The sequence below is a fragment of the Mycobacterium helveticum genome (genome assembly GCF_007714205.1).
Lineage (GTDB): Bacteria > Actinomycetota > Actinomycetes > Mycobacteriales > Mycobacteriaceae > Mycobacterium > Mycobacterium helveticum.
Window position 1 is genome coordinate 21,248 of the sequence record NZ_VMQU01000024.1, and the last position, 26,056, is coordinate 47,303.

Consider the following 26,056-nt stretch of genomic DNA (forward strand, 5'->3'; position numbering starts at 1 on the left):
GGGAGTAGAGCAGATGACCTTGCGAGTCGGCATCATTGGCGTGGGATGGGGCGCACACGTCCAAGTACCCGGTTTTCGGGCGGCCAAGGGCTTCGAACCCGTCGCGCTGTGTGCGCGCACACCCGAGCGTCTGGAACGCGTGGCCCGCAAGCTGGGCATCGAACAGACCTCCACCGATTGGCGGTCGTTCGTCACCCGCGACGACCTTGACGTGATCTCGGTCGCGACCCCTACCGTGCTGCACCACGAGATGGCACTCGCCGCACTGGAGGCAGGCAAGCCCGTGCTGTGCGAGAAGCCACTGGCGGGTGACCTGCAGGCTGCCCGCGACATGGTGCGCGCCGCGGCGGACTCCAACCTGCCCACCGCCTGCTGCTTCGAAAACCGTTGGAATCCGGACTGGTTGGCCGTCGCCGACCGGGTGCGCTCAGGTTTCCTCGGTTCGCAGTACTTTGCGCGGGCCAGTCGCAGCGCGTCCTACTGGCATCCGAGTCATCCGCTGCAGGCCCATTGGATGTATGACCGCGAGCAGGGCGGCGGCTATCTTGCCGGCATGCTGGTGCACGACCTCGATTTCCTATGCAGCCTGCTGGGCCGCCCGATGTCGGTGTGCGCCGAGGTCCGTACCAGCGACCCCGTCCGCCAACTGCCTGACGGTGCAACCCTGAACGTCACCGCCGACGACACCGCGGCGCTGCTGATGCGTATGGAGTCCGGGGTCACCGTCGTGTTGAGCCTCACGGTCATGGGCGCCCACGCCGATCACTATCGTCTCGAATTGTTCGGTTCCGATGGCACCATCATCGGCGACGGCGACTTGCGTTCTGCGGAATATCGCCTCGGCGCCGCCACCGATGCGGGATTGGGTCCCCTGACGGTTGATGAGCGTGAGCCCGCGCACCCTGAGCGGTTGCCCGGGGGGCTGGCGGGCCACGCCAGCAGGGCGATGGCGTTGATGCTGCAGGATTGGCTGCCCGCCTTCGACGGCGGCCCGAGCGGCGCGGCCACCTTCGAGGACGGTTTGCTCTCGCTCGCGGTGATCGATGCGGCGCATCGCTCATCTGAAGGCGGTGGTTGGGAGCCCGTGCAGGCCTGAGGCGCGGGTCGAGCGATCAAAGGAAGGGAACAGCCCGATGAAAGGTGGACCGTCGATCAAGCATCTCGACGATATACCGGCCGAGGAAATGCTGCGTTACGAGTTCGCCGATGGTCGCACGGCGTCGATCTGGGAGAAGTGGATCGAGCTTTCGCCCCGTTACTTCGCGTTCTGGAACAAGTGGGATCCGGGTGCCATCTCCTCGCAGCACGGTCACACCGGCGATCACAGCAACTTCATTCTGGCCGGTGAGATCCGCTGCGGCGACGTAGTCGCCCGCGCTGGTACGCACATCATGCTCGAGTGGGGGGACGTGTTCGGACCCTGGGAGGCTGGCCCTGAAGGATGCGAACTGTACGGGTTCATCGCCGGTGAGGGACAACCGTTCAGTGGCGATACCACCGCGTACGAGGCGTTGCTCGAGGCGCGTGGCGCCCGGTCGGTACCCTTACCGATGCCAGAACGCTTGCCGCCGTGGATACTCGCCAAACTAGGTGTGCCATTCACCTCATCGACCACCAACTGGGAGGCGTCGACCTGAGCCGCTCGGGTGTCGTGCTCGTCGTCGGAGCTAGTTGAGGGACGAGCCGGCGTCGACCGTGACGTGTCGGCCGGTTATCGCTCGCGATTCGTCCGCTGCCAAGAACGCCACCGCAGCGGATGCGTCGGTGTCAGCCCAGGTCGCAGCCGGCCATAACATCGTCGAAAGCGAAGCCGCGCCAGCGTGATTGCCTCTGCTATCCACGTCGAGCATGACGGGCCGATGCAACCGTCCGGCACGCCGCACATCGCCGGCATCCTTCGCGCCGCTGACGGTGTTTACCCGGATGCCCTGTGGCGCTAGTTGGTTGGCCAGCGTTTTCACGTACTGCGAGACCATCGACTGGGCGAGCTCATATGCTGCTCCACCGAGCCCCTGCGGTCGATCGAAAAACGGTCCTTGCGGGGAGTATGTGGGACCAGAAGCGATGAGAGACGAGCCTTCGACCAACCGGGGCATCGCGGCACTGAAAGTGTTGACCACCCCGATGAAGTCGACGTCGAAGGTGTCTATGAAGGCCGCGATTGGGGCGTCCGGCCGAGTCGGGGCAATGGCGGCGTTGGCGACGACGACATCGAGCGTGCCGAGTTGCCGCACCGCGGTGTCGACGGCGATCTCCATTTCGGTTCGATCGCAGACATCGCACCGATACACCGCCGCTCTTCGGTCGAGCTTCTCGATCATGGAGGCGGTGCGGTCGAGGTCTTCGCTCGTCGCGAGTGGATAGTCGCACGACGGGATGTTGTCGCACAGATCCACCAACATGACGTCTGCGCCTTCCCAGGCCAAGCGCAGCGCGTGGCTTCGACCGCGACCCCTGGCTGCGCCGGTCACGAGCGCCACCTTGCCCGCGAGACGTCTACTGGTCACGACCTTCTCCGGCGAGAAGTCCCCCGGCGGGCGGATAGATCAGTACGCCCCGGATATTGGCGCCGGCGTGCATGTCGGCGTAGCCGTCGTTGACCTTCTCCAACGGATAGGTGCGGGTCACCATGGATTCGAGGTCGACCTGCCCGGCGCTGTACAACTCGAGGATTTTCGGGATGTCGGCTCGCGGATTGCCCGAGCCATAAAGGGTTCCGATGATCTGCTTTTCGGTCAGGGTGAGGTCCATCAGGTTGGCACGAATCTCGCGTTCCAGCATCGGGTGGATGTTGGTGACCACCAACCGGCCCCGCTTTGCCGTCATCGTCAGCGCCCTGCCGACCAGTTGACCGTCGCCGACTCCCATGGCGCAGATGAACTTGTCCACGCCGCGGTTCCAGGTAGCCTCGGCGATAACGTCTTTGGCCTCGTCCCAGTCCGCTGCGGTATGCGTGGCCCCCATCTTCACCGCTTCGGCCCGCTTGTACTCCGAAGGGTCGATGACCGTGATCGTGCGGGCACCCGCGAGCCGGGCGCCCTGTACCGCCGCGGCGCCGATGCCTCCGACGCCGGCGACGGCGACCGTGTCGCCCGGCCGGACCTCGGCGGCGTACACCGATGATCCCCAACCGGTGATGAAGCCGCAGCCGAGAAGGCAGGCCAGGTCGAGGCGATAGTGGTCTGGGACCTTCACGCAACTCGCCTCGTGCACCACGGTGTGGTGCGCGAAAGAACCGACGCCGCAGGCCAGCGCGAGGTCTTCGCCACCGAGATGGTGGCGGGCGGTTCCATCGTGAATCTGCATGCCCGAGTAGATCTTTGCGCCGAGGTCGCACAGGCTCTGATGCCCTGTCGAGCATGAGGGACACCGGCCGCACGACGGAATGAAGCTGAACACGACGTGGTCGCCCGGCGATAACCACGACACGTGTTCACCGACGGACTTGACCACGCCCGCACCCTCGTGGCCGCCGATGCACGGCAACCGGATCGGCATGTCGCCGGTGACGAGGTGGTCGTCGGAGTGGCACATGCCCGAAGCGTGTAGTTCGATCAATACCTCGGTCGCCTTCGGCGCGTCGAGGTCGATGGTCTCGACGGACCATGGTGTGTTGCGTTCGAACAGGACCGCCGCCTGCGTCTGCACTGAAGCCCCTTTCGGCTCAACGAATGATGGCCTGGTATTCGACGAAGCCTGCGATGCCCTCGGGGCCCCCTTCACGCCCGATCCCGGACTGCTTGAATCCACCGAACGGGCTGGCGAAGTCGAGCACGGCGGTCGAGTTGACGGCCACCGAACCTACTTGCAGCCGGGTCGCCACTGCCGCCGCCCGTTCGTCGTCGGCGGACCACACCGCGCCGACCAGCCCGTAACGGGAGTCGTTGGCGGTGGCCACCGCCTCGGCTGCGTCGTCGGAGCCGCTGTCGTCGTAGGCGATCACGACCGCGACCGGGCCGAAGACCTCTTCGCGGGCGATCTCCATGTCGTTGGTCGCGGCGACGAGCGCGGGTGAGACGAACCAGCCTGCGCCGTCGGGCCGGTCACCTCTAACCAGGACGGTGGCGCCCTCGCCTGGCGCGCGCAGCAGGAACCCCTCGACCCTGTCGCGCGCGGCCTCGTTGATCAGCGGACCGATGTCGGTGGCCCGATCGGCGGGATCCCCGACTCTCAGCCCGGAGACGGCGGCGCTAAGTGCGTCCACGAATTCGTCGTACCGGCTCCGCGGCAACAAAATTCGCGTCAGCGCGGCGCACAGCTGACCATTGTTGCCCATCACGCCGGCAACCAAACCCGGCACCGTCGTTTCGAGCGGCGCGTCGGCCAGCACGATCGCCGCCGACTTGCCGCCCAGTTCGGTGCTGCACCGGCGGATTCGGGAGCCGCACGACGCCGCGACCCTGGCGCCGACGGCCGTCGAACCGGTAAAGCTGACCTTGTCGACCCCTGGATGTTCCGTCAGCAGCTCACCGGTTACGGCGCCGCCGTTGACGACATTGACGACTCCGTCGGGCAACCCGGCTTCCTCGATCGCCTCCATCAGCACACCGAATTCGAGCGGGGCGTCGGGCGCCGGCTTGAGCACCGCCGTGCAGCCGGCCGCCAGGGCCGGAGCGAGCTTCAACGCGGCGATGAACAACGGCGTGTTCCAGGGCACGATCGCGCCCACCACTCCGACGGGGAGCTGACGCACCTCGACGGTGCCGCCCGTCATCGAGGGACGGGTGGCGGAGAAGGGATAGTCGGGCGTGATCGACGCGTAGGCGCGCAGCACGCCGACCGCGGTGATGACCTGACCAAACGTGCTCCAGGATCGTGGTGAGCCGATCTCGGCGGTCGTCAGGTCTGCCAGTTCACCCTTGCGGGCGTTCAGTGCGTCCGCCAGTCGCCCCAACGCGGCACCGCGATCCGCGGGAGAGACCCGCCGCCACGGCCCCAGCGCGCCGTGGGCGGCCGCGACCGCGGCGTCCACTTCTTGCGGGCCGGCAACACCCACGGTGCCGAGGTGCTGACCGGTGGTCGGCGACGTCACATCCAGCTTCCCGGCGTGCGCGCACGACACCCATTTGCCCGCGACATAGCTTGCCGCCAACTCGACCATGGCCACCGATTCTGGCAGCAATGTCATCTTTGGACAAGCAGCTCATTGGTGTCGAAGCGATATTTCGGTTTCCGTTCTTCATATTTTCTGACAGTATTGGTCACTATGACTGCATCGCCCGACAGTGGCGCCGAGGGCCGTGCCGGAGGGTCGTGGGAGCTGGTGGTCGAGCGTGGCAAGATCGCAGAGTTCGCCGAGGCCATGTCGTGCGACAACCCCGCCTACCGCGGTCCGGCAGCGATCATTCCGCCGACATTCCTCACCACCGCCGGTCGCTGGGCACCGGCTGGCGTCCGGGTGGACGTGGGCTTCGACCGCAAGCGCCTACTGCACGGCGAGCAGGAATACATCTTCCACGGTGACCTGCCCGCCGCCGGGGACGTCCTGACCGCACGGGAAAGGGTCGTCGATCGGTACTCGAAACCCGGAAAGCGAGGGGGCACAATGCGCTTCGCCACGGTGCTCACCGAGTACCGCGATGCTGGGGGAGCGCTCGTCGCGGAGGCCAGAGCCACGTTCATCGAGACGGCCCCGCGATGAGCCCCGGCGACGGGAGCGCGGCACGGATGGCGGCTGCCACCGCATGGAGGGCGGGTATGCGGGCGCCGGTGCGCGAGTTCGGCCCGCTGACCAGGCAGATGTTCGTGCGCTACGCCGGCGCGTCCGGCGACTTCAACCCCATGCATTACGACGACCAGTTCGCGCAGTCCGCGGGCTACCCCTCGGTATTCGCCCAGGGCATGTTCTCTGCGGCGCTGCTGGCCGGGTTTGCGACCGACTGGCTGGGCGCCGGCGCCGTGCGCCGTTTTGGCGTCCGCTTCCGCGAGCAGGTCTGGCCGGGTGACGTATTGACCTGCTCGGGCACTGTGACCGCGGTATCGGCGGAACATGCCGGCGAACGCCTCGTCGTGGAGTTGACCGCTACCCGGCAGACGGGCGGCGTTGCGATCACCGGCACCGCCGAGTTCGTCCACCTCCAAAACACCGCTCGATGCGACGCGGGTGAGGCCGATCGGCCATAGGCTGGCAACACTATGTCCGAAGCCTCGATCGTCCGACGGGCCAGCTACGGTCCCTCCAGCCCCGCAGTGGGTGCTCGCGGCGCCACCACCCGGGGTCGCATCGCCGAGGTTTCGTTGGACCTGTTCGGCCGAATCGGGTACTTCGACACGTCGGTCGACGCGATAGCCAAAGCGGCCGGAGTGTCCCGGGCCACTCTCTATCAGTACTTCAAGGGCAAGGACGAGATCTTCCTCGAGCTGCTCAACGAATGCGGCAGTGCGTTGTTCCGGGTGGCGCGGCGCATCGGTCCGCTCGGACCCGACGAGGTGGGCTTCGACAACCTGAACTGGTGGCTGGGCGAATGGAGCTGGGTATTCGACAAGTACTCCACGATGTTCGTGCAGTGGACGGCTATCGCCTCGTCGGATACCAAGGTGCGTCCCGAAATCACCCGATTCGTGCGCGGTTACAACCACCGACTCGCCGAGCGGCTCGCCGGCTCCGGACTCAAAGGCCTGGACCCGGAGGTCGCGGCCATGATCATGACCGCACTGGTGCACCGCATCAATCTGTTTGTCCATACCGACCGCGCTTATGGCCGTAGCGCCAAGGATGCGGTCGACACGTTGTCGGTATTTCTGCAGCTGATGTTGTTCCCCGACACCCCACGATCGGTGCTGCGCTCACTCCCTTTGCACGCCAGCACGGATCCGTCGGCCGAGATCGACGCCCTCAAGGTGCCCCCGGCGCCAGACGTCGCGGGGCTCTCGATCAGCGAACGCACCACCAGCCTCAGCAAGCGCGCCGTCAGCACCGTAAGCGCGTTGGCCGATGCCGGCGCCGCCCAGTTCCGGGCTCGCGGCTATCGCAGCACCAGTGTCGACGACATCGTCGAGGCGGCCAGCGTGGCGCGGGGCACGTTCTACAAGTACTTCAGCGACAAGCAGGACCTGCTCGCCGCCGTGGCCGCCGAAATCTATGGCACTGGAACGGCGTTCGCCCACCGGATCGCCGACGTCGATCCGGTGGCCAAGCAGTCGACGCTGCGGCATTGGCTGGGTACCTACGTGGAGTTCTACGACAAGTATTCGGGATGCATCGAAGCGTGGGCCGAGGGCGCCACCGACGACCCCACCATCGTGAGCATCGGGGAGAACGGACAGGTGCAGATGGATATCGGCGCGGCCAGGATGCTGATCCGCGGACCGGGTCGGTATCCGTTCGACCCGGTGGTCTCCGCACTGATCCTGCGTGCGCTCGTCACCCGCGTGCCGCAGGCCGCTCTGGATCTGCCCGAACCGATTGACGACGACGAGCTCGTCGATGTGTTGATGGCTTGCATCCACCGCGGTTTCTTCGGCCGCGCAAAGTAGTACGAGTCCTGCCGCTATGCCGTCGTAATACCAGCGGCGATGAGTTCGTCGATCGCCTGCGCCGAATATCCCAACTCGCGCAGTATCTTTCGGTTATGCGCGCCCAGCGCGGGCACGTCGCCGATCACCGGATCGACGCCGGCCAGGCCCGTGGGTGGCGGCAGCGCGGCGACCGGGCCGCCGGGCGTCTGAATCTCGTGCCACCGATTCCTTCCGACGAGCACGGGATGCGACCACAACTGGTCGACACCGTTCATACGTGCGTGTGCCACGCCGGCGCTCTGCAGGCGCTCTTCGAGTTCCTCGGCGCTCAGCCGCGCCGCTACTGAGCTGATGATCGCCTCCAACTCGTCACGGTGCGCTACCCGATGCGGGTTCGTCGCGAACCGCGGGTCGGTGACGAGATCCGTTCGCTCCAGGACGATCTCGCAAAGCCGCTGCCATTCGGCCGGGTTCTGCACGGCGAGCAACACGGTGCCGCCGTCGCCCGCGGTGAATGGGCCGTAAGGGGCGATCGTCGGATGCCGCGCACCCGTGCGCGGCGGCACCGTTCCGCCGTAGCGGCCGTAGTAGAGCGGCTGGGACATCCATTCGGCCAACGCATCGAACAACGACACCGACACCGGATGGACCGAACCTGTTGTGGCACGGGTGTAGAGCGCGGTGAGGATTCCGGAAAAGGCGAACATGCCGGCGGCGATATCGGCGATCGACACACCGGTGCGCGCCACCTCCGCCGGCGAACCGGTCACCGACAACAACCCCGCCTCGGCTTGTACCAAAAGGTCGTAGGCCTTCCGATCGCGCCACGGTCCGTCCTGCCCGTAGCCGCTGATGGTCGCCGTGATGGTCCGTGGGTGCGCGCGCGCCACCGATCCGGCGTCCAATCCCACCCGAGCCGCGGCGCCGGGCGCCAGGTTTTGCACCAGCACGTCGGCGCACTCGAGCAGACGCTCAACGACGTGTCTGCCCTCGGGCTGCTTGAGGTCGACAGTCAACGACTGTTTGCCGCGATTGAGCCAGACGAAGTAACTCGACTCCCCGCGCACCGTGCTGTCGTAGCCGCGGGCGAAATCGCCGCCCTGCGGACGCTCGACCTTGATCACCCGTGCGCCGAGGTCCGCCAGTTGACGAGTGGCGTACGGCGCGGCGACCGCCTGCTCAAGGCTCACGACGGTGATGCCGGCCAGCGGCGTATTCGTCATGTCGGCGGCGAATTCCGGGCCGGCTCACCGGTCCAACCGCCCGTCTCGTAGTTGGCGGTACTAGCCGAATCGCGGACGCACACAGAGCAGGACCCCCGAGGATTAGATGACGGTTACGTCAGAAACGATATCAGGATGACCTAGGTTCCCCCTTGATGCGTGCACAAAAGGACAGCACCACGTGTACGCAGTGTCAGATCCTTTCGCTAGGCTCATCAGGTGTCAGACAGCTGCCCGCAGGCACCGGTGGGTCCTCTGAACGGCGTCAAGGTCGTCGAGCTCGCGGGCATGGGCCCCGGGCCGCACGCCGCGATGTTGCTCGCCGACCTCGGTGCCGAAGTGACGCGGGTTCAGCGGCCCGGGGGTGATGGCGGGGGCGCCCAGCTGCGTGGGCGCCGGATCGTTTCCGCCGATCTCGAAGACGCCGCCGAGCTGAACGGGGTGCGCCGCCTCATCGACGAGGCTGACGTTCTCATCGAGGGGTTCCGACCCGGCGTCGTCGAACGCCTCGGCCTCGGACCTGACGAATGTTGCCGCAGCAACCCGCGATTGGTTTACACCGCATCACCGGATGGGGACAGACCGGTCCCCGTGCTCGACAGGCCGGCCACGACATCAACTACGTTGGCCTTACCGGGTTGCTTCACGCCATGGGCGACCCGGATCGTCCGCCGGCGCCACCTTTGAATCTGGTCGGCGACTACGGTGGAGGCTCGCTATTCGCGGTCGTCGGCGTCCTTGCCGCCTTACTGGAGCGGCACTCCTTGGGGCGAGCCAGGTGATCGATGCCGCGATCGTCAACGGCGCCCCGATGCTGGGCCACATACTGTGGGCGATGCTCGGCGACGGCCGGTGGTCAGGCGGGCGGGGTGACAACATCTTTGATGGCTCGGCGCCGTTCTACCGCACCTACGAATGCGCGGACGGTGGCTACGTCGCCGTGGGTGCGCTGGAACCGGCCTTCTTCGCCGAGTTGCTGCGGCTACTTAAGATCGACCCGGACACTCTGGGCCCGCAACGGGAGCGTGCCGGCTGGCCCGCGATGCGGGATGTCCTGTCGGACAAATTCCGGGAGGAAATTCGGGACCACTGGGCGCGGGTTTTCTCGGAAAGCGACGCATGTGTTACGCCGGTTCTGACCGCGACCGAGGCGATCGACGATCCGCATATGCGGGCACGCGACGTATTCATCGACGTCGACGGGATCCGCCAACCGGCATCCGCGCCGCGCTTCTCCCGAACCCCGGCCGCGCAACCGCGACCCGCGCGCGTGGCGCCCTCGGTCACGCTGACGTAGCTACGGCCATCCCGGTGATCCATTCCGGCACAGGCTCATAGACCATCGGAGTTACCGGCCGGCCCCCGCCCGCGGCGCCTGCGGCAAGCCAGGTCCTGACCTCGTTGGCGCCCGCGCCCGCACGGACGTGGGCAGTGTCGACGAGTCGAATAAACGCGGCGACATCCCAATTCGACATGGCATCCAACACTTCGGCGTCCCAATCGGGACGGATCTTGGTGCGCGCGTCCGCCATACCCTCGGCGATGATCCGTGCCCGGTCTTCGTCGCTGAGGTCGTACGTGTCGACCTCCAAACTTGGCGGGGAATGTGACAACCCGCCGGTGCCGATCACCAGCACCCGCTCAGCGATCCCGTCGAGGAACCGGCCAACCTCCGCGCCGAATTCTGCGACCCGACGGCCCGTCGGCAGCGGAGCCGTGGCACAGTTCACCGGCACCGGAATGACCGGCTTGACCGCCAACTCGCCGAGAAGGTCCCGAACAGGTTGAGCGAACGCGTGATCGAGCCCGATGTCACGGCATGCGGCGACATCGAATCCCGCCGACAGCAAGTGTTCACACAATCCGCGTGCCAGCGCGGACGGGACGTCCAGGTCGCCGGCCGGATGGCCGCCCTCGGCCAGAATCGACGCGGACAGCGCAACCCCGAAGGCGGGCACCACGTGGCGAAACGCGCGACGGTGGTCACCGCCGAACACGATGACCACGTCGGGATCGAACAGTTGCGCGCGCTCGGCCGCCGACGTCAGTGCCGAGCGGAACCGGCGACCGAAGGCGTGTTCGACATCGCGTTCCTTGCCCGGGCTGTGGCTCGCGCAGACGACCAGTCGCTCCGGCGTCATTCATCACCTCCGGTAGAAGTGACACTCATGTTAGATGAGTTTGGCTGCCACGGCGAAAGCCCCCGCTTCACACCTTCAGCACGACGCCCTGCGTGAGCGCCGCGATGACGCCCAGGATGACGATGAACGCCACGCATGCCGCGACAAGCCGGCCGGTTTCTCTCCGCAGACCGGCATCGGTCTGCGGGGGAAGAAAGAATTCAGCGGGCAGGTTTTTCATGCGGTCGCTTGCCACCAGGATTCCTTTCCGATCAGGGGATGTAGGGGCTGTCCGCGCCGGTCACGGTGCGCAACACCACGAGCGGAATGATCAGGAACACGAAGAAGGTGATCTGGAAGACGACGAACCAGGCGCCCAGTCGCATGGCTTCGAATTGCCATCGCGGAATTGTCACGACGTAGTTGAGGTAATCGTCGAATTCTTGCTGCTTGGTCAAGGTTAATCGCTGGGTGGCAACGGCGGTCCCGCCGCGACTTTCGGTGTCGTCGGGCGGATGTGACGCGGTTCGGGGGATCGTGAAACGATCCAATCGGCAAAATCGCTCGAAATGGTTGAGGCCGCGTATCGGTGGCTTACCGGCCCAGTAGGCGATCAGGTTGGGCCACACGCACATGATGCCGATGGTCCAGAGCAACGTGATGCGACCGCCGTTGCCCCACTCCAGAACCGGCCCGATGCCGGGATCGTAGGTCCACCATCCCATTGCCGTGGCGGTGCCCTCGACGGCGAAGTCCCAGACGTAGTTGACCGGAATCGCCAGCACCAGCATGGATTTGAGCATGCTCCAGCCGAACCGCGCGGACACCCATTGACTCAGCCACAACACCAGGAGCGCGTGCACTCCCCAGTACACCGCGTAGGCGAACGGCATGAACAACGGATCGTTAGGGGTCTTGATCGGTAGCCATTCGAGCAGATGGTGCTGGGCGAACGCCGGGCTGTAGAAGAGCATCTGGCCCCAGTCCCCGATGGTCTCCATCCAATACACCGCGAGGCTGTTGAACAGGAAAAGGAATCCCCAGGTCAGGCGTCGCCGCCGGATGACGTCGGCGATCGCCAGAACGATGAAGATGCTGCCGACGATCGGTATCACCCAATTGAAGAACCACACACCGGATGGATTGACGGTTGCTGGCGGCTCCAACTGCGACGTGGCGGCAAGCATCGTAGCCTCTCAACGAGTACGTGGGGAGAGGGATCAAGTACTTGTCCAACCTAGTTCGCTATCTCCCGATTTGTCACGTGAAGCTACGATGAGCTACCGACATTGACACTTGACAGTGAACTGCCAACTTTGATTAAGTCGGGGTCAAATGAGCCGCGCAGTGACGGATCTGAAGTCGCCTCGGCAAGCGGAGCCGTCGGTCAACGAGCCCGCGCGGATCGAGACCATTCGGCCGGTGCTGTTCTGGTCGAGCCTCGGCGCGGTATGCGTCGTCGTCGCCGCCTACGTCTACATCTCATGGATCGTGTCGGGCAATGCGACTCCGGTGAATCCGAGTCCCGACCCGATCCCCGGATCCACCCGGTGGGCGATGACCGCCTTCCAAATCGCCTGCCCCATAATGGCGCTGGCCGCGATCATCTACGTGATCCGCAAGAGCCTGCGCGAGCGTCAACTCTGCGTCGAAGCCGCCATCGTGATCGGCTCGGCGATCGCGTGGTGGCACGATCCCCTGATCAATTGGTTTCAGCCGGTGCTTTTCTACAACGCCGGCCTGGTCAACTTCGGTAACTGGACACAGAACATCCCCGGCTGGTTGAGCCCGGACGGCCGATTGATGGCCGAGCCGGTGCTGATGATCGGAATGATCTACATCTGGATGCCGCTAGCGATGGGCTCTATCGCCCGCTGGGCCATGGGTCGCGCTCGCCGCAGGTGGCCGGTGCTGGGACCCGTCCGCACCTTCTGCGCCGGTTGGCTCGCGGTCTACGTCATCGAGTTTCCGCTGGAGATCTTTGCGGTGCGCCACGGTCTGCTCGGATATCCGGCGTCGATTCCCGGTGTCACGCTGTGGGCGGGGCAGACCGTCCAGATACCGCTCTACGGGCCCATCCTGTGGTCTTTGGTGCTCAGTTCGAGTGGTGCACTGATGTTCTTTCGCAACCCTAAAGGCCAGATCCGAGTCGAGGCGGGCGTGGAGACCCTGCGGCGGGCCGGACCCCGGGTTAGAGGACTTCTCAGGGCGCTGGCGGTCACCGGCTTTATACATGTGGTGGCGATCGGCGTGTACGACTTGCCGGTGAACCTGGCCGGCTTCTACGCCGGGCCGACCCAGACTTACCCCAGCTATCTGCGCACGCAGTTTTGCGGACCAGGCACACCTCGACACTGTCCCGACGGCACCCGTTTGGGCGACCGCTAGGTCGCGCTACTTCAGCACCGCGGGCAGAGCGGCGAACTCCTGGCGGATCAGGTCCTCGAGCGAGCGACCCGGTGTCGACAACCACTGGTTGAGGGCCCGCTCGACCAGCAGCATGCCGACGGCCGCCAAGAGCCGGCATTCGCTGTCGGGTGCCGGCAATCGGCGTCGCTCGGCGATCACCTTGGCGACGGTCTCGGCGTTGGCCTCATGGTTTTTCCGCTCGCGGCCTAGCAGCACGAGCGACGACGCGACAGCGTCGTGGTACTGCCCGATCCGTTTACGGATGCGCTTGAGGCCGGGCGCCAGCAACGCGAAGGAATTCGCCAACGCCTCGAAATCTGACACCCTGTCCGGTTGTGCGAGGTAGACCCCGCTCACGGCGTCGATGAAGTCGTACTCGCCGAAGAAAAGCACCGACTCCTTGGTCGGGAAGTAGCGGAAGAAGGTTCTCGGCGAAACGCCCACGCTCTCGGCGATCTGGTCCGTGGTGGTCTCGTCGTAACCGTTGGTGCTGAACAGGTTCAGGGCCGAATTCAGCAGAGCATTGCGGATCCGGTCCGCATGCGCGTCCCGCGGTGATCGATCGCCCCGGGCCATCCGCCATCCCCTTTCAAGTCTGGGTGTCTCGACAGTACAACGACTCCGGGTGCCGGCACATCGTTGACACTCGTTGTGATACCAACGATACTTCCAATATATGACAGTGCACTGTCATAGTGAAATTTGAGCGCTTACCGGCGCGGGCAGAGAGGATCTGGTCTCAATGACCGAGCTCGGCATCACCGGAACGCTGAACATCAACGATCTGCCCTTCACGGAGGACCGCACGCGCGCGTGGCGGGAACTGCGGGAGGCCGGCGAGGCGGTGAGTTCTGGCGAAGAGGTCGTGCTCACCAGCGCCGAGGCCGTCGAGTTCGCGGCCAAGCGACCTGAGATCTTCTCATCGGCAAAAGCTTTCGACCGCCTGGGAAGCCCGGTCCCGCTGGTACCGATCGCGATAGATCCGCCGGATCACACCCGGTTCCGCCGAATGCTTGATCCGTTCTTCAGCCCCAAGAAGATGGCCGAGCGTGAGTCCGAATTACGCAGGCAGGCCGGGGAGTTGATTGACGCCATCGTCGCGCGCGGCGAGTGCGATGTGGTGCCCGATCTCGCCACACCGTTTCCTTCCCAGGTGTTTTTGACGCTGTTCGGGCTACCCATGGCGGACCGCGACCGGCTGGTGCAGTGGAAGGATGCGATTCTGCAATTCACCGATCCGAGTAGCACTGAGGCGACCCCGGAGGTGATGGCTCACGCGCTGGAACTGTTCACCTATCTAACCGAGCACATCGCAGAGCGGCGCGCCGATTCGACCGGCGACGACATGCTCACCCAGTTGATACAAGACACCGACGAGGGTGGCATGTCGGACAACGAGATCCTCGGCCTTTGTTTCATGTTCGTGCTGGCCGGGCTCGACACCGTCACCTCTGCGGTGGGGTTTTCTCTGGCCAGGCTCGCGGCCGACACCAAGATGCGCCGCCGTATCGCGGACGACTTCGGGCTCATTCCCGCGTTCATCGAGGATATGTTGCGCGTCGACGGACCTGTTCCTTTCGCGCCACGTGTCACCACCGAGGAGGTCGAGGTGGCGGGCAGGGTCGTGCCGAAGGACACCACGGTCATGCTCAGTTATGGCAGCGCCGATCGTGATCCGCGGCGGTATCAGGAAGCCGATGAGGTTCATCTCGACAGCAAGGTTGTGCACTTCGCGTTCGGTCGTGGACCGCACCGGTGTCTGGGTTCGCATCTGGCGCGTCTCGAACTCCGACTCATCCTCGAGGAATGGCACTCCCGCATACCCGAATACACTCTGGCTCAAGGCAAGCCGCCACAGATGCCGTGGCCGACTGGGACGATGTCGCTGCAATCGGTTCCGCTGAACATCAAGCCGTCATCGCAGGGTCAGTAGATCTGACGGTCGTGGCGCGAAGGCTCATCCGACCTTCGGGATGATTTCCTCGGCCACCCACTGCATGTGGTCGAGGTAGGCATTCAACCCCTCCAGCGCGGGCGGGTTGACCCAGGTGTCCGTCACGCCGCGCTCCGCCAGCATGTTGCAGTTGTCGATGACCTGCTGGGCGCTCTGGCCAAAATGCGCATTGGGGTCATCGACGACGGTGTGCTCCTGACCGATGGACAGGACCGCCAGGCTGTAGAACAGGGAGAACGGCCGATCATCGAACCCGGGTTGTGAGCGCAGGTAATCCATCTTGGCGGGCAGTTCGTCGGGCTTGGTCAGCCACGGCGCCCAGCCGTCACCGAATTTGGCCGCTCGGCGCAACACCGCGTCGGCGTCTCCGCCCATCCACACCGTGGGGTGGGGCTTGGAGATTGGTTTGGGCCCGAATGCGATGTCGTCGAACTTGACGAAGTCGCCGTCGAAGCTTGGCGAATCGCTGTGCCACAACTCGAACATCGCCTCAAGACACTCGTCCGCTATACGGCCACGCTGGGAGAAGGGGACGCCGATCGCGTCATACTCCTCCTTGAGCCAACCGACACCGACAGTGGTCTGGGCACGACCGCCACTGAGCCAATCGAACGTTGCGATCTGTTTCGCGGCGATGATCGGGTTGTGCAACGGCAAGATCGTGACCATCGACCCAATGGTGATCGTCGAAGTTGCGCCCGCGATGAAGGCCTGGGCGGTGGTGGCGTCAAAGTAGTGGTCCCCGGACAACTCCACATGACCCGTCGGGGTGAGGAAGTGTTCGGGCAGGAACACCATCGAATAGCCCAGCTGCTCGGCGCGTTGGGCAGCTCGCGCGATATCGGCGCCGGTGAGCTGGTGTTCCCACGGCTGCGTGATCGCTGCGACATGCATGCAGTTGGGTAGGTACACGGCGAATCTCATCTGGCACCTTCCGATTTCATGCCCGTTGGCGGAGCGTTGACTGAATGATCCAACGCCAGGCCGAGCGCGACCCGCTCATTATGACAGTCTACTGTCGCCAGTCAAGCACGGGGCTGCCGCGTCCGTAGATTCAAATCTGCCGACACAGCAGCTAGTCTGGCGCGATAATCGTCTGCGGATACGACAGTCTACTGTCAAGACATACGAGCAGGAGAACCATGCATACCGGCCCCGCGGTGCCCTTAACCGATCCGATCCGGGGCAGGAGCGAACCTGATCGCCTCTGGACTCTGACGAACGTTGGCGAAGCGACGCCCGATATCCTCTCCCCGCTGTGCTGGTCACTGTGGGGGACCGGCGTCGAATTCGCTTCCCGCGGCGGCCTCTACGACTTGGGCGTGCTGGGGTCATCGGCACTTCGGGTACCCGACGACCCGAATCAGTGGAGCACCGCCTGCTTCTTTGGCAGACAAGCGATGAACGTCGATCGCGCCCGCGAACTCGCCGGATTGCTGCCCGGAATGACCGGTGACGACTTCGAACGCGACTTGTTGGGCGCAGTGCGGCCCGATGCGGCTCCGACCCGTAGCGACCCCCGCCGGTTGCCGGCAGTCGTCGTCAAGGCGCCGTTGGTGCTGACGCGAGAGCGGTCTGCTCCGGTCCGTCTACACCAACGCCAGATGAACTGGTGGCGGGCAACCGTGCTAAATGGACGATGGCCCGATCCGCGGACTCTGCTGACTGATTCGTCGCACCGGTTCAGTGCGGCGATGCGGGTACATGTCCGTACCCGGCTGATCCTCAATGTGTGTCGCGCACAGGTCGAATCGATCGCCGTCAAGGCGGGTCGTGGTGATCTGGTGCCCGCACTGTTGGCCGGGTACGGCGGCGTGATCGAAACCGAATTGGCCGATGACGTGTGGTCGTTGGGGCACCGACGGATTACGGTGGACGAGTTTCTTTCTCGGCACGGGTTCCATGGCCCCAACGAGGGCAATGTGATCGGGCATTCATGGCGGGAGGACCCAGACGCGGTCCTGCGTGCTGCCGCCGCCCACAGCGGCAGACCCGAGGCCGACCGCCCGGCGGTGCGCGCAGAACGTGCAGCATCGACGCGCCGGCACGCCGAGACCGATTTGCTCTCAACGCTTCCCCCGGCGCGACGCCTATTGGTGCGCCGGCTGCTGGCATTGACTGGGGCACAGGTGCGAGCCGTGGAACTGACCAAGGCCTCGTTCCTGACCGCCGTTGATGGATGCCGCGCGGCCGCCGGCGGGTTCGGTGCTGAGCTGGTCGATGCCGGGACGCTGGATCGGATTAACGACGCCTGTTACCTGACTGTGGATGAACTGCTGGCTCCGCTGCCTGCGAACGTGCGCGATTTGGTGGAGTTTCGTCGAAGCCGGCGCGAGGAGTACCGGCGCCTTGAGGTGCCGTCGGTTTTCACCGGGATGCCCGAGGCTATCGAGATGTCGGGCGAACCGCCTTCAGCGGATGCCGTCGTTCACGGAACACCCGCAGGCCCAGGAGTCTTCGAAGGCACCGTAAGGGTGGTGGTCGATGCGGAATCTCACGACACCCTCGACGACGGCGAGGTACTGGTTTGCAAGTTCGTCGACCCTGGCTGGACCGCCTTGGTCTCGCTTGCGGGTGCCCTGGTAACCGACATGGGCAGTCCCGCCAGTCACGGGGCGATCGTCGCGCGCGAGCTCGGTATCACGTGCGTGGTCGGAACGGGAAACGGCACCAGGGCATTACGCAGCGGCGACGTCGTGCGGGTGGACGGGACCACCGGTGAGATCGTGGTGCTGGTCCGGTCTCGGGCCATGGTGGAGAAGTGAGCGTCGAGCCGGGCGCGCTCTCCTCGGGTCTGCCCGTGGCCAAGGAGCAAGTCGTGACCAGTTGCCCGCCGGTGTCTTGCTGGACCGAAAATCTGCTGTTCACGCCCTACGACCCTGTGCACGACGTCGGCATGTGGCTGCATCTGGGCACCGTCGCCGACATGTGGGAGATGTGGGAGGACCGTGTCCTCATCGCGCTGCCCGCGGACCAGGGAGTCTTGTCCATGTGGGCGTATCACCGCACTGTGCCCGAGCGCCGGCCCGCAGGAGCCAGCCTGGCCTTCCGTTGTGAAGAGCCGTTCGTCAAGTGGCGCATCACTTTTGACGGATTCTGTCTGCGGTCTACCTATGACGCGATGCGCAGCGCTCCGTTGTCCGACGGCCCTAAGACCCACGTCCGGCTAGATCTGGAGGTGCACGGTGTGACCCCGGTGTGGGACGCCGAGGCCAGTCCGCTGACCGAGTCGGGCGCGGGAATGGCCGAACAGAGCTGGGCCAGAGAACACTACGAGCAGCTCACCCGTGTCGTCGGCGAGGTCACCGTAGGATCGGAGACGTTCCTGTTCGATGGTGGCGGCTGGCGCGATCATTCGCGTGGACCACGCGGTGCCGACACCCTCACCGACTGGGGCGGCCACGTCATCGCCGGGGGAGCCATGCCCAGCGGCCGCGCATTCGGGTTCTGCAGGTACTGGGCCCGAGATGGGCGTACCACGCTGCAGGGTGCTTACGCGGTAACCCACGGCTCACTGCGACACGTGGAACTGGAGGAGATCCCGCCACCGGCGATGTTGCAGCGCGACGGTGAGCAATTTAACTGCAAGCTCGACGGTCAACCGATCACGGGCACCATCTGCTCGTCGCTGTGGCTGTCGATGGCCGAGGGCCTGCCCTACGGGCTGGTGGATCCGGCGCGGGCCTACACCGTCAGCTGGGCCGAGCTGACGTGGGGCGGGGAGACCGGCTACGCCTACCTCGAGAGGTCGAGTCTCACCGCACCGCCGCGTTGTTGACTATGACAGTCGACTGTCATAGTGTGGCGAAGGACCCTGGACGTCGAGAAAGGCGTATGGCGTGGCTTCGAACCTGTTCATAGCTCTCACCAACCCGATCGAAGGCGAAGATGACGCCTTCAACAAGTGGTACGACGCCCAACATGTGCCCGAGGTTCTCGATGTTCCCGGAGTCGTTGCGGCGCAACGCTACGACATCACCGAACTGAACGTGCCCGACGATGAGGACCTGCCGGCTCAGTTACCGCCGCCGACGCACCGTTACATGGTGATCTACGAGTTGGACGACGACCCCGAGATCGTCATGGCGCAGTTCCTCAAGCGCGTGATGGCCGGCACGCTGTCATTGGGGGAGTGGCTCGATCTGACCACTGTTTCCCTCACCGGATGGGCGCCGCGCGGCGAACGTGAACTGGCGGAGCGCTAGTGGGCGAATTGCTCGCGGGCATCCACGCCCAGCGTGCGTGTCGGCGTTTCGATCCGGACGGCAAGGTACCTGACTCCGATGTCGAGCAGATGCTGGCGGCCGCGGTACATGCGCCGAGCGCAGAGAACACCCAGCCTTGGACGTTCATCGTGGTCCGCGACGAGAGCAACCGTGCGCTGCTAGCGGCTTGGTGGACGGAGACGTGGAACGCGGGCGGCGGCGACTACGTCAGGCATAGCGTTGAGGACAAGGTATTGGTCGCCGACCTTGAATTCGGTTTCAACAAGGGCGGATTCGCCGCGGCGCCGGTCGTGGTGGTGGTGTGCGCCGATACCGATCGCGTGCCAGAGGTCTACGCACCGTCATCGATCTACCCTGCCGTGCAGAACATGCTGCTCGCCGCTGCCGACCTCGGCTATGGCTCGTGTCTGACTACCGGCCTGACCACCTTCGGTGTCGATCGCGTCCGCGAACTGCTGCAACTGCCCCAGAACCTGATCCCAATGGCGGCGGTCTACGTAGGCCCGCCCGCACGCAAGCTCTCGCCAGCGCGCCGCCGCCCGGCGACATCGGTGACCCACCGCGAGCAGTTTGGCAACTCATGGTGAACATAACGGAGAACTGCCAATGCCCTTAGCGATAACCGAGGAGCATCGCGCGCTCGCCGACGTGGCGGGCGCGATGGTTGCCGGGCGCGCCGGCACCGTGAGTGCACGCCGGATCCTGCTCGACCGTGACAAAGGCGGTCGGTGGTGGTCTACCGACGGACTCTGGAAAGAGATGGTCTCCACCGGGTGGCTTGGCCTGCACATCGACGAACGGTTCGACGGCCAGGGTTACGGACTGCCTGAATTGACGATCGTGCTCGAGCAGCTCGGTCGCGCCGCGCTGGGAGGACCGTTTCTGCCCACCGTCGCAGTGTCCGCGGTGATCGCCGAAGTAGGGACCGACGGGCAGCGAGAGCGGTGGTTACCGCAGCTGGTGTCTGGTGACGTGACCGCGGGCATTGGCACCAAAGGCGATGTTGTTGTTCACGATTCGAAGGTCTCGGCCGCCGGGGCGCCGGCACTGGCCGAGGCGGGCGCAGACTTGTTCCTGCTGCCCGCGGGCGACGACCTCGTCCTGGTGCAGGCCGGTGACGGCGTCAGTACACGATGCGTCGACTCGGTGGACCGGCTACTTGCACCGGTTGTCGTGGCCAGCCTGAGCTCCGTGCAGGTCGCCGACGTCTTCCCGGCCGCCGCCGGGGCAGCGGTGCGCATTCTTCGGCTGCTGGCCGCGGCCGAAGCCGTTGGCGGGCTGGGTGCGTGTACCGAGATGGCGACGGCCTACGCCGCCAGCCGCGAACAATTCGGCAGGCCTATTGGCTCTTTTCAGGCGGTCAAACACCACTGCGCGAACATGCTGGTGGATACCGAGCTGGCCGTCGCGGCGACCTGGGACGCCGCGCGCGCCGTTGGCGCGGAGGCTGAGCTGGCCGCGACGATGGCAGCCGGGCATGCGCTGACCGCCTATCAGCGGGTGGCGTTGCAGAACGTGCAGGTGCACGGCGGCATCGGCTACACCTGGGAGCACGACGCCCACCTCTACATCAGGCGGGCCACCGTGTTGCAGGCCTTCGTTGGTGACCAGGATGCTTTGCAGGACAAGGTTATCGCGCTCCAAGGCAGCGGAATGCGTCGGCGGCACTCGGTGGACCTACCCCAGGGCGCCGAGCAGTATCGCCAGGCCGCACTGGATTTCCGCTCTGAACTCGAGGCGTCCGACGCCGACGATCGCCAAAGACTATGGGCGCGCAGCGGTTACCTGCAACCGCATTGGCCCACCCCGTACGGGCGTGGCGCAGACAGCGTCGAGCAGTTGATCATCGAGGACGCCTTGGGCGGTCTGGACAAGCCGAGCCTCGGACTGGGTGAATGGGTGGTGCCGACGCTGCTCCAGCACGGCAGCAGCGAACAGATCGAGCGATTGATCTGGCCGAGCCTCGAAGGCGAATTGCGGTGGTGCCAGCTGTTTAGCGAACCTGGCGCCGGCTCGGACGCGGCGGCGGTAGCCACCAAGGCCAGACGGGTCGACGACGGCTGGGTGGTCACCGGTCAGAAAGTGTGGACCAGTGACGCGGTGAACTGCCAGCGCGGACTGGCCACCGTGCGCACCGATCCGAATGCACCCAAGCACAAGGGTATTACAGCGATGATCATTGACCTCACCGATCCGGCGGTGCAGATTCGCCCGCTGACCGAGATCACCGGCGAAACGCTGTTCAACGAGGTGTTTTTCGACGACGTATTCGTGCCCGATCGCAACGTGGTCGGCGGGGTGAATGCAGGCTGGCGCGTGGCGATGGCGGCATTCGGCAACGAGCGAGTGTCGATCGGCGGTGGCTCGGTCACCATGACCGCCGACACGTTGATCGATCTGCTCACTCGCCACCGGCCCCACGACACCTGCGTCGCGCGTGACGTCGGTGCGCTGTTGATCGAGGCCTACACGCTGGCCACGCTGAACCTGCGGCAGGCTGCGAGGGCTGTCTTCGACGCCGGGCCCGGAATCGAAGGGAACATCGCCAAGCTGTTTGGAGCGGAGCATGCTCAGCGCGTGGCGGAGCTGGGGCTCCGCATTGCCCGTCAGGCCGTTCTGCTCGGCGAGGAACCCGAGGTTGTGCATGATTACCTGTTCAGCCGGTGCTTGACCATCGCGGGCGGCACGTCGGAGATCGTCAGAAACCTGATCGCCGAGCGCATTCTCGGCCTGCCGCGCGATCCGGCGCCAAAGTAGATCGGAGAGCCGCATGACCTGTGCCGTCGTCGGGATCGGCCGTACCGAGTATTCCCGCAACTCCGGCCGCACGACCCGCGGCATGGCCGTGGCCGCCTGTCGCGATGCCATCGACGATGCCGGTCTGAGGCCGACCGACATCGACGGCATCTGCACCTTTATGGCCAACGACTCTGAGCAGCCGATCTTTGTCGGGTGGGCGTTGGGTATCGACGAATTAGCTTGGGCCAATGCCATGTACGGTGGCGGCAACCTGGTGGCCGACCAAATCGCCACCGCCGCTGCGGTGATTGAGGCCGGCATGTGCAAGGCCGTGCTGGTTTACCGGTCACTCAACGGCCGCTCGGGTTACCGGTTCGGTCACGTCGAGGGGCCGATGCAGGTGCAGCACCACGACCAGTTCGACACGGCCTCCGGATTCATGGTGCCGCCGCAGTGGTTCGCGATGTGGGCCCGGCGTCACCAGCATGAGTACGGCTCTACCAGCGAGGATCTGGCGCACATCGCGATCACCCAGCGCACTCATGCGGGGCCCAACGAGCATGCTTTGCGACGCGAACCGCTGACCATGGATGACTATCTGGCCGCGCGCTGGATCAACGAGCCGTTCCGGGTACTGGATTGCACATCGGAGGTCGACGGCGCGGTAGCTGTGCTGATCGCCGGCGAAGACATCGCCCGCGACGCGAAGCAGCCCCCGATGTGGCTCGTCGGGTCGTCGAACTCGCAGGGAGGCTCCGGCTGGACCGAATGGGACGACCCCACCGAGATGTACTCGCGCACAGCGGGACCGAAGATCTGGGAGAAGACAGGCCTGAGTCCCTTCGACATGGACGTGGCGTGCATGTACGACTGCTTCACCTACACCGTGATGGCCACCATGGAGGGATTCGGCTTCTGCGAAAAAGGCGAAGTGGGCAAGTTCTTCTCGACCGGACGCGCCACCTACGGCGGTGACATCGTCGTCAACCCACACGGTGGGCTGTTGTCCGAAGGTTATATCCATGGCCTCAACCACCACTACGAGGCAGCGCTGCAACTGCGGCACGCAGCCGGCGTGCGGCAGGTCAAGGACGCTCAACTGGCATTAGTGACCGCGGGCGGAGGGCCTTTCGGCGGTGCGAACGTCTACAGCAAGGAGCACCCGTGACGAATCCCGCACTAGCGGCGCCGGTTCCAGTACCTGACCCCGATACGGCGTCTTACTGGGAGGGTCTGAAGCGCGGCAAGTTGACGCTGTGCCGCTGCGACGACACCGGCAAGTGGATCCACCCACCGTTGGAACGCAGCCGCCACACCGGCGGCCCCGTACACTTCGAGGAAGTCAGCGGCGACGGCACGATCTTCAGCTACATTGTGGTCCGCCAGGCGCTCGTTCCCGGCCGCGTGCCCCCTTACGTCGTCGGGCTCGTCGAACTCGTGGAGCAGCCGGGCCTGCGGATCAATGCGGTCATCAATGCGGATCCAGCCGATGTCCGAATCGGGCAACCGGTGCAGATGCGCATCGTCGACCTCGGCGACAGCGGTTATCGCATACCTGAATTCGTCATCAAGTAGAGGTAGGCGACCACTATGACAACTGGTCAAAAGCCCGCCGGCACGGTTAACAACCGGGGTTTGGCAGAAGGTACGCACCGGGCGGAACACATGGCGATGCATGTCGTTCCGCTGCATCGCTGTAGTTCGGAGCTAGGGGCCGAGGTAGGCGGCAAGGCGATAGGCCTTGGGGCGCTGACCAAACAAGGCCTGTCGGTTCCCCCAGGGTTTGTAATCACCGTGAGCGCCTACCGCGAGGCCGTTGCCACCGCTGGAGTGGCGCCACGCATCGCCGAACTACTGACGACAATGGGTACCGACCGGGACAGGTCGGCGGCAATCACCGCGCTATTCGATCATGTCGCCCTCCCGGAGCACCTCGCTGTCCAGGTTGTGGAGGCTTACGCCCAGATCGGTGGCGGACCAGTGGCGGTACGGTCAAGCGCGATCGCCGAGGACACGGCCGAGGCGTCGTTCGCCGGTCAGCAAGATACCTATCTGTGGATCGAGGGTGAGCCCGCGCTGCTTGATGCCGTTGTCCGTTGTTGGGCAAGTCTGTATACAACGCGGGCGATCGGGTATCGCCGGCGGTTCAACGTGGCTTCCGATGATGTCGCGATGGCGGTGGTTGTTCAGCAAATGGTGCCGGCCGTGGCGGCGGGGGTGACGATGACGTTGGAGCCGGTGACGGGAGACCGTGACCAGATCTATATCGCGTCAGCCCTCGGCCTGGGTGAAGGCGTGGTCAACGGCGATGTGGAAACCGACAGCGCCTGGGTCGATAAGGCCGCCTTATGCTTGCGCAGGCGGGAGATTGCGCGCCAGACTCGCGCCCATCGGTACGAGTCTGGGGCGGTCAGGATTGTCGATCTCGCCCCCGGCGAGGGCGACGCACCCAGCCTCGATGACGACACGCTGCTACAGGTTGCGCGCCTCGCCCTACAAATTGAGCAGAACGCCGGGTACGCCGTGGACGTCGAGTGGGCCGTGGATGCCTCCGGTGAAGTTCATCTGCTGCAGGCCAGACCGGAGACGGTCTGGAATAACCGATAGCCCCAGCCCGAAGGATGGCGCGAGCCGAACGTCCTGCACCACTACGCCGGTGAGCGCTCGGCCGGCCCACCGATGTTGTGCGCCAACCCTACTCGTGCCTCATCGACCTGGTTCGCGGCGTCCGACCGACGTCTCGGAAACGGTGCCGTTCCTCAGCTCAGCAACTTACCGGTGCCGAGATCCACGTAGGCCTCAGCGAAGCGGCCAAGCACAGCACGCACGACCTCGACCGAATACATCTGATCGGGTGTAATGGCCCACATGCAAAACCCCCACGCCGGACTCTGCCGATAGGCGGTCCACATCTGCTCGCGATCCGGCACCGACGAGACGCCGGCACGAGCAGTCGCCCGCTGTAATTGTCGAGGAGCTCGCGCTCATGCTCGCGACGCGAAGCAGGCGGCAGCGCGCCGATTAACGCGGAGCCGACGTCATGGGACCACGAACCCCGTCGCACCAACTGCCAGTCCAGGAGCCCGACGCGGCCGTCCGGTAGAACGTATGTGTTGCGCGGGTGCGGGTCCCCGTGCAACAGCGTGATCGGTTCGTGAGCCACCCGGTCCTGCAGCGTCCAGAACGCCGCCTCCATGGCGTCCATGTCGGCGCCGGTTTTTTTGAGAAGCTCTCGCTTATAGGGAATGTCGGCGAACGCGCGGATGATCGCGAAACCGTTGGTGCGCAGGAATTCTGCGAACCCACCGGTCACGGGATGCTGCAGCCACGCCAGGTCGCCACGCCCATCGAGCCTCGGATTCGCCCAGAACGGGGCGTGCACGCGGCTCAACGTCGCCAGCAGCTCGTCGACCTGCTCGACGGGCAGACCGGCCTCCGCGTCGGGCACCTGTGCTCCGCGCATCGTGATGTCTTCGCCGATCACCATGAACTGTGACGGGCCGTCGAGATGTTCAGCGAAGCAGGTCGTTATGGTCTCGACGTCGAGGTCGTCGCGATGATTGCGATAGAACTTCGTTTCGTCGTCCAGCAGAACCGTCCCGCCGCCGCGCTCCGATAGCGACTCGTCGACCGCGGCGGGAAGATCGTGCACCGTGCCAAGTTGTGTCTTGACGAAAAGCTTTGAAGGTAAGCCGGTGTCGTCATCGGCGTAGTCCACGTCGAGGTGGATGTGTGAGGTGGTCTCTTGCCAGGTGGTCGGGACCCGCACGTCGGTGACCGTCACCGCGGGCCGGTGGCGACGCAGCAGCGAGGTCAGGTCCGTGGGCGAGCGCAGCGTGACGGGCAAGGCTTACTAAGGCGATCGTAAGTAAGTCGAGTCACGCCGCGATGTAGGCCAAATTCGGGTCACGGAAAAATCCCTGGACC

24 protein-coding genes and 2 pseudogenes are annotated in these 26,056 nt (G+C 65.0%); 16 read left to right on the top strand and 10 right to left on the bottom strand.

Annotated features, from left to right (window positions below; genetic code table 11):
* Nucleotides 1-13: 13 nt before the first annotated feature.
* A complete protein-coding gene (locus tag FPZ47_RS07965; RefSeq protein WP_144945579.1) occupies nt 14-1,096 on the top strand; it encodes a Gfo/Idh/MocA family protein in 1,083 nt (360 codons plus the stop codon).
* 37 nt (nt 1,097-1,133) lie between these two features.
* Entirely contained in the window at nt 1,134-1,637 is a 504-nt protein-coding gene (locus tag FPZ47_RS07970) for a cupin domain-containing protein (RefSeq protein ID WP_144945582.1), read from the top strand.
* Nucleotides 1,638-1,667: 30 nt separating this feature from the next.
* Here FPZ47_RS07970 and FPZ47_RS07975 read toward each other — a convergent pair whose 3' ends face one another.
* The 3 genes from FPZ47_RS07975 to FPZ47_RS07985 are packed head-to-tail and all read right to left on the bottom strand — an operon-like array spanning nt 1,668 to nt 5,128.
* Complete coding sequence (locus FPZ47_RS07975) at nt 1,668-2,471, bottom strand: SDR family oxidoreductase (protein WP_144945585.1); 804 nt, start codon at nt 2,469-2,471, stop codon at nt 1,668-1,670.
* Nucleotides 2,472-2,496: 25 nt separating this feature from the next.
* Nucleotides 2,497-3,648, bottom strand: a complete 1,152-nt coding sequence (locus FPZ47_RS07980; RefSeq protein ID WP_144945588.1) for a Zn-dependent alcohol dehydrogenase — start codon at nt 3,646-3,648, stop codon at nt 2,497-2,499.
* Nucleotides 3,649-3,664: 16 nt separating this feature from the next.
* Nucleotides 3,665-5,128, bottom strand: coding sequence for an aldehyde dehydrogenase family protein (locus tag FPZ47_RS07985; protein WP_144945591.1), 1,464 nt, complete (start codon nt 5,126-5,128; stop codon nt 3,665-3,667).
* A 78-nt stretch (nt 5,129-5,206) separates the two neighbouring features.
* On the opposite strand from FPZ47_RS07985, the gene FPZ47_RS07990 reads away from it, so the two are divergent.
* Genes FPZ47_RS07990 through FPZ47_RS08000 form a run of 3 tightly spaced genes read left to right on the top strand, consistent with a single transcriptional unit; the run spans nt 5,207 to nt 7,476 of the window.
* Nucleotides 5,207-5,641 (top strand): FAS1-like dehydratase domain-containing protein, encoded by a 435-nt coding sequence (locus FPZ47_RS07990; protein ID WP_210419858.1) that lies wholly within the window; start codon nt 5,207-5,209, stop codon nt 5,639-5,641.
* Nucleotides 5,638-6,123 carry a MaoC/PaaZ C-terminal domain-containing protein gene (locus FPZ47_RS07995; RefSeq protein ID WP_144945594.1) on the top strand — a complete coding sequence of 162 codons (486 nt, stop codon included), beginning with the start codon at nt 5,638-5,640 and terminating at the stop codon, nt 6,121-6,123. Before FPZ47_RS07990 ends, FPZ47_RS07995 begins: the two co-directional genes overlap by 4 nt.
* Nucleotides 6,124-6,135: 12 nt before the next feature.
* On the top strand, nt 6,136-7,476 hold the full coding sequence (locus FPZ47_RS08000) for a TetR/AcrR family transcriptional regulator (RefSeq protein ID WP_144945597.1): 1,341 nt from the start codon (nt 6,136-6,138) through the stop codon (nt 7,474-7,476).
* A 14-nt stretch (nt 7,477-7,490) separates the two neighbouring features.
* On the opposite strand, the gene FPZ47_RS08005 is transcribed toward FPZ47_RS08000, so the two are convergent.
* On the bottom strand, nt 7,491-8,681 hold the full coding sequence (locus FPZ47_RS08005; protein ID WP_144945600.1) for a CaiB/BaiF CoA transferase family protein: 1,191 nt from the start codon (nt 8,679-8,681) through the stop codon (nt 7,491-7,493).
* A 312-nt stretch (nt 8,682-8,993) separates the two neighbouring features.
* Between FPZ47_RS08005 and FPZ47_RS08010 the strand changes: the two are divergent.
* Nucleotides 8,994-9,978: pseudogene (locus FPZ47_RS08010) on the top strand (CaiB/BaiF CoA transferase family protein).
* Here FPZ47_RS08010 and FPZ47_RS08015 read toward each other — a convergent pair.
* From FPZ47_RS08015 to FPZ47_RS08020, 3 genes are all read right to left on the bottom strand, one after another.
* A complete protein-coding gene (locus FPZ47_RS08015) occupies nt 9,965-10,822 on the bottom strand; it encodes a 3-carboxyethylcatechol 2,3-dioxygenase (protein ID WP_210419859.1) in 858 nt (285 codons plus the stop codon). The pseudogene FPZ47_RS08010 and the gene FPZ47_RS08015 sit on opposite strands and share 14 nt — an antisense overlap.
* A gap of 67 nt (nt 10,823-10,889) precedes the next feature.
* Nucleotides 10,890-11,057 carry a DUF7156 family protein gene (locus FPZ47_RS28305; protein ID WP_168209388.1) on the bottom strand — a complete coding sequence of 56 codons (168 nt, stop codon included), beginning with the start codon at nt 11,055-11,057 and terminating at the stop codon, nt 10,890-10,892.
* A 16-nt stretch (nt 11,058-11,073) separates the two neighbouring features.
* Nucleotides 11,074-11,988 (bottom strand): spirocyclase AveC family protein, encoded by a 915-nt coding sequence (locus tag FPZ47_RS08020; protein WP_168209389.1) that lies wholly within the window; start codon nt 11,986-11,988, stop codon nt 11,074-11,076.
* A gap of 160 nt (nt 11,989-12,148) precedes the next feature.
* Here FPZ47_RS08020 and FPZ47_RS08025 point away from each other — a divergent pair, with 160 nt between their 5' ends.
* Complete coding sequence (locus FPZ47_RS08025; protein WP_168209390.1) at nt 12,149-13,189, top strand: spirocyclase AveC family protein; 1,041 nt, start codon at nt 12,149-12,151, stop codon at nt 13,187-13,189.
* Between the two features lie 6 nt (nt 13,190-13,195).
* Here FPZ47_RS08025 and FPZ47_RS08030 read toward each other — a convergent pair whose 3' ends face one another.
* Nucleotides 13,196-13,786: a TetR family transcriptional regulator gene (locus tag FPZ47_RS08030; protein WP_144945603.1), complete on the bottom strand. Its 591-nt coding sequence runs from the start codon at nt 13,784-13,786 to the stop codon at nt 13,196-13,198.
* Between the two features lie 166 nt (nt 13,787-13,952).
* Here FPZ47_RS08030 and FPZ47_RS08035 point away from each other — a divergent pair, with 166 nt between their 5' ends.
* Nucleotides 13,953-15,143 (top strand): cytochrome P450, encoded by a 1,191-nt coding sequence (locus FPZ47_RS08035; protein WP_144945606.1) that lies wholly within the window; start codon nt 13,953-13,955, stop codon nt 15,141-15,143.
* 24 nt (nt 15,144-15,167) lie between these two features.
* Here the strand turns inward: FPZ47_RS08035 and FPZ47_RS08040 are convergent, their stop codons facing one another.
* The gene (locus FPZ47_RS08040; RefSeq protein ID WP_144945609.1) at nt 15,168-16,088 is read right to left on the bottom strand and encodes a TIGR03619 family F420-dependent LLM class oxidoreductase; all 921 of its coding nucleotides are present in this window, start codon (nt 16,086-16,088) and stop codon (nt 15,168-15,170) included.
* Between the two features lie 218 nt (nt 16,089-16,306).
* On the opposite strand from FPZ47_RS08040, the gene FPZ47_RS08045 reads away from it, so the two are divergent.
* The 8 genes from FPZ47_RS08045 to FPZ47_RS08080 all read left to right on the top strand — a co-directional run bounded on the left by FPZ47_RS08045 (nt 16,307) and on the right by FPZ47_RS08080 (nt 24,736).
* The gene (locus tag FPZ47_RS08045; protein ID WP_144945612.1) at nt 16,307-17,929 is read left to right on the top strand and encodes a PEP-utilizing enzyme; all 1,623 of its coding nucleotides are present in this window, start codon (nt 16,307-16,309) and stop codon (nt 17,927-17,929) included.
* On the top strand, nt 17,926-18,942 hold the full coding sequence (locus tag FPZ47_RS08050) for a 6-phosphofructokinase (protein WP_144945615.1): 1,017 nt from the start codon (nt 17,926-17,928) through the stop codon (nt 18,940-18,942). Before FPZ47_RS08045 ends, FPZ47_RS08050 begins: the two co-directional genes overlap by 4 nt.
* A gap of 61 nt (nt 18,943-19,003) precedes the next feature.
* Nucleotides 19,004-19,369: a DUF4286 family protein gene (locus FPZ47_RS08055; RefSeq protein ID WP_144945618.1), complete on the top strand. Its 366-nt coding sequence runs from the start codon at nt 19,004-19,006 to the stop codon at nt 19,367-19,369.
* Nucleotides 19,369-19,977 carry a nitroreductase family protein gene (locus tag FPZ47_RS08060; protein ID WP_144945621.1) on the top strand — a complete coding sequence of 203 codons (609 nt, stop codon included), beginning with the start codon at nt 19,369-19,371 and terminating at the stop codon, nt 19,975-19,977. Before FPZ47_RS08055 ends, FPZ47_RS08060 begins: the two co-directional genes overlap by 1 nt.
* Before the next feature lie 19 nt (nt 19,978-19,996).
* On the top strand, nt 19,997-22,147 hold the full coding sequence (locus FPZ47_RS08065) for an acyl-CoA dehydrogenase family protein (protein WP_144945688.1): 2,151 nt from the start codon (nt 19,997-19,999) through the stop codon (nt 22,145-22,147).
* A gap of 13 nt (nt 22,148-22,160) precedes the next feature.
* Complete coding sequence (locus tag FPZ47_RS08070; RefSeq protein ID WP_144945624.1) at nt 22,161-23,297, top strand: thiolase C-terminal domain-containing protein; 1,137 nt, start codon at nt 22,161-22,163, stop codon at nt 23,295-23,297.
* Nucleotides 23,294-23,704, top strand: coding sequence for a Zn-ribbon domain-containing OB-fold protein (locus FPZ47_RS08075; RefSeq protein ID WP_144945627.1), 411 nt, complete (start codon nt 23,294-23,296; stop codon nt 23,702-23,704). Before FPZ47_RS08070 ends, FPZ47_RS08075 begins: the two co-directional genes overlap by 4 nt.
* Nucleotides 23,705-23,800: 96 nt before the next feature.
* Complete coding sequence (locus FPZ47_RS08080; protein ID WP_246859834.1) at nt 23,801-24,736, top strand: PEP/pyruvate-binding domain-containing protein; 936 nt, start codon at nt 23,801-23,803, stop codon at nt 24,734-24,736.
* A 152-nt stretch (nt 24,737-24,888) separates the two neighbouring features.
* On the opposite strand, the pseudogene FPZ47_RS08085 reads toward FPZ47_RS08080, so the two are convergent.
* A pseudogene (locus tag FPZ47_RS08085) lies at nt 24,889-25,964 on the bottom strand (phosphotransferase).
* Between the last annotated feature and the right edge of the window lie 92 nt (nt 25,965-26,056).